Consider the following 4,123-nt stretch of genomic DNA (forward strand, 5'->3'; position numbering starts at 1 on the left):
GCCGTTTTGTGCGGGCGTGGGTGGGGGCTGCTGTTGTTCTCGGTGTGTTCGTCGCCGGGGTCGGCGTGCCGGATGGGCTCGTCACCCCCGCGAGCGCCGCGACCGAGACGCAGGCGCAGCAGGAGCGCAGCGTAGAGGGCCGTCCGATCGCGGTGCCGACTCCCCGTGTGAAGGGCGAGGAGTCGTCGCACCTGGCGAAGAAACCGTCGGCACCCGTGTGGCCGAAGAGCGGGGCGGGACGTGTGGACGTGGTGGCGGGCAAGCCTGCCGCCGTGCCGGGGGTGCCGGTGACGGTAGCAGTGCCGGACGCGGGAGACGGCGCCACGCCGAGTCCGTCGCCGAGCGTGTCGCCCTCACGGGCGAGCAAGAAGGGGGAGTCCGCGTCGCCGGATGAGAAGGCGCAGAAAGTGGAGCCGTCGCAGAAGCCGGTGACGGAGTCACCGGCCTCGGTGACGGTGAAGACGTTCGACAACACTGTGGCCCGCCGTCTGGGCGGGGTCGGCATGGTGCTGCAGTTGACCCGGGCGGACGGCGGTACGAGCCCTGCGGCGGCGAAGGTCACGGTGGATTACTCGTCGTTTCGGGGCGCGGGCGGGGGTAGCTTCGCCTCCCGGCTGACGCTGCTGCGGTTGCCGGCGTGCGTGCTGCAGCAGCCGTTGATGGCCGAGTGTGCCAAGCAGCGGGCGGCGCAGCAGCGCGTGCTGCCGGTGGTCAACGACGTAAAGACCAGCAGCCTGACGGCCGAGGTCGAGGTCGCTCCCGCAGCGGGCGGCACCTCCACGGCCGCGACCGGCGGAGCCGCAGCCAGTGGAGCGCAGGTCACGCCTTCGGCGAGCGCCACGGCCGTGGCCGCTGCCGCAGGCGACACCGCTGCTATCTCCGCTGGTGGATTCGTCTACGCAGTGGCGGCTTCTGCTGCGGCGACGGCGTCGGGGTCGCTGGTGGGTGATTTCTCGGCGTCGCCGTTGAAGCCGTCGGGGACGTGGCAGGCGGGCCAGTCGGGTGGAGCGTTCACCTACAGCTACCCGATCTCCGCCCCGCCCGCCCCATCCGGGGACGCCCCGCAACTTGCGCTGCAGTACTCCTCGGCGGCGGTGGATTCGCTCACCTCACAGACAAACAATGGCTCCGGCCTGGTCGGCATGGGCTGGGAGCTCAACACCGGGTTCATCGAGCGGTCGTTCGTGTCGTGTTCGGGGTATGCGAAGTCGGGCCGGATGGGCTACAACACCGCCCAGGTCGGCTGGCCGGACAAGTGCTGGCAGTCGCCATATGGGGATGAGGCCTCCTCGAAGCTGACGTTGTCGCTGGACGGCCGATCCACCGACATCGTCCAAGACTCCAGCGGTAAGTGGCGCACGGTTGAGGACTACGGCTGGAAGATCGAGGCGATGTCCTCGCAGTCGTGGTGGCGGATCACCACCCAGGACGGCACGGTCTATCGGTTTGGCTACAACACCGACTCCTCGCTGACGATGGCGTTCATCGGCGACGACGAGGGCGAGCCGTGTTATGAGTACTACCCTGAGCCGGGCAGCGGCGAGTCCGAGGTCGAGCAGATCTGTCAGGACACCTGGCGCTGGATGCTGGACCGGGAGGTCGACCCGAACGGCAACGTGATCGACTACTCCTACGACAAGGAAGAAGACGAATACTGCACGGTGGCGCTGGACTACTTCAGCACGTGCGATCCGGAGTACGACAGGGCAGTCAACGTGTCTACGGTGAGCTACGGCCACAACATAAACGTGGCGGGCTCGAGTCCGACTGCGCGGATCGTGTTCACCACCGCCGGCCGGGCTTCCGGCGGTATCACCGACGAGCCGGAATACTGCGAGGAGGGGCGCGACCCTTCGGACTGCATGTACGGTACGGGGCCGCGGTTCTACACCAGCCGGAAGCTGACCTCGATCACCACCCAGACCCTGATCCCGGGCACCTCCAACTATGAGAACGTCACACGGTGGGACCTGTCGTACCAGTGGCTGACCGGCGATGGTTGGAATGCGGACGAGTATCCCGTCCTGTGGCTGGACTCCATCCGCCAGGTCGGCCTGGCCGGCGGCAAGGGCACGTCGATCGCGCTGCCGCCGACCACCTTCGACGCGACCTACCTGGACAACGCCGTCAGCATCGAACTGGATTCGGCGGAGTTTCCCCGCATCGGCGCGGTGAACAACGGGCTGGGCGGCCGCAGCGAGGTGGAGTACGGCCAGGCCAACCCCTGCCCGAACCCCTGGCAGTATCCGCCGACCGACATCTGGGACAACTCCGGCTACGACTGCTACTTCGTCACCACCCGCTACGAAACCGTCAACGGAAGCCGCTACTACTACGGTGAGGTCTACGCGAAGTGGCTGGTGATGTCGGTCACCGACATCGACATGGTGGGCGGCTCACCCAGCCAGGTCACCAGCTACTCCTACGACGACGACCCGGGCTGGGCGATCCCGGACGACCCCCTAGCCGTGCGCGACCCGTTCATGCGGGACGACTACACCGAATGGCGCGGCTACGGGCAGGTGACCACGACCGTCGGCGGCGGATCCGGCTCCAGCACGACCTCGGCCAAGTTCTTCCGCGGCATGTCCCGCCAGTCCCTCACGGACTTCGACGGCAACAGCGTGCGGGATCGCATCGAGCTGAAGGGGCGCCCGCTGCAGGAGCAGACCCGCGACGGCAACGGGGAGAACTCCTCCACGCGGTATGAGTACAAGGTGACCGTGACCGGCACCGGCCCGGGCACGCGTGCCCCCTCCCGGGTGGACCGGACACGGACGGTGACCCGGGAGAAGGCCACCACCGGTTGGCGTTACACCGACACCAAGACCACCTACAACTCCGACGGGCTGCCTGTCACGGTCAACGACCTGGGTGATACCAGCACCGCGTCCGACAACACCTGCACCGCGATCACTTATGCCCGCAACACCGGTAAGTGGATGCTGAGCTACGTGGCGTCGGAGGAGAGACACGCGGGTGACGACTGCACCACCGGTGATCTGCTGAGCCGGACCGTCAATCTCTACGACAGTGCGAGCGACCCGTCGGCCAACACTCCCACCCGCGGCAACGTGACCGAAGCCCGGGGATACTCCACCAACACCGACTACCTCAGGTCCCTGTGGACCTTCGACGGGTACGGCAGGCCGCTGACGACGACCGAACCGGTCAGCCACACGGTCAAGCCGGAGGAGATCAAGAAAACCACCACCACCTACGACCCCGCCGTCGGCTGGCCGTCGGAGGGGGTGACGGTCACCAATCCGCTCGGGCACCAGGTGACCACTTGGTCCTCCCAGTTCAACGGTCAGCCGGTGGGCATGCGGGACGCCAACAGCAACAACGTCAACATCGACTACGACGTCCTCGGGCGAACCCTGCAACTGTGGACCCCCGACGCCCCCAGGCCTGCCACCCCTGACCCCAGCGCCGCCCCGGCGGCGAAGGTCGCCTACACCGTCACCGCCAGCGAGCCGTCCCGGACCATGGTGTCTCGCCTGCAATCCGGAAGCGGCAGCACCGCCAAGTGGGTCTCCACCTACACCTACAGCGACGGGTTCGGCCGCGAGCGTGAGGTGCAGAGCGCCTCGCCCGCAGGTGGCCGGATCGTCCAGGTCACCACCTACGACGAGCGCGGGCTGACCGAGCGGACCTCCGCCCCGATCCACAACAACGGCACGCCGGGTTCGGGCCTGGTGAACCCCGCGTGGGGTTCGGTCCCGCAGTCGTCCAAGCAGGAGTACGACAGGCTGGGCCGGGTGACCGCCCAGGTGGACATGAGCGGCTCCACCGAGCGGCGCCGTACGACCACTAACTACTTGGGCGCGGACAAGTACGAGGTGATTCCGCCGGTGGGCGGAAAGACCGTGTACTACACCGACGTCGCCGACCAGGTCACCAAGATCGAGGAATGGCTGAGCGGCGGGGGGAGCGGTCAGCAGGCGGCTGCAGCCGCGGGGCCGGTGCCACCGGCATCCTCACCGGCGAAGTCGTCCGCTGCGGCCAAGGCCGGGCAGTCGGCGCAAGCAGCTGAGCCGGCGGCGGCCGGTGCCACCCCCGCTCCCGCTCCCGCCGCGAATCCGCTGGCCTCGAATGCGCCGGCAGCGAAGGAGTCGCCGGA

Annotated in this window: 1 protein-coding gene; it reads left to right on the forward strand. The window is 68.0% G+C overall.

The genetic code is table 11. The annotated features are described in order from the left end of the window. Nucleotides 1–44: 44 nt before the first annotated feature. Nucleotides 45–4,123 (forward strand): SpvB/TcaC N-terminal domain-containing protein (locus tag AAH991_RS39815; protein ID WP_346231139.1); only part of this gene is annotated, 4,079 nt, incomplete at its 3' end.

Origin of the sequence: Microbispora sp. ZYX-F-249, from assembly GCF_039649665.1 — a bacterium.
GTDB classification, from domain to species: Bacteria; Actinomycetota; Actinomycetes; order Streptosporangiales; family Streptosporangiaceae; genus Microbispora; species Microbispora maris.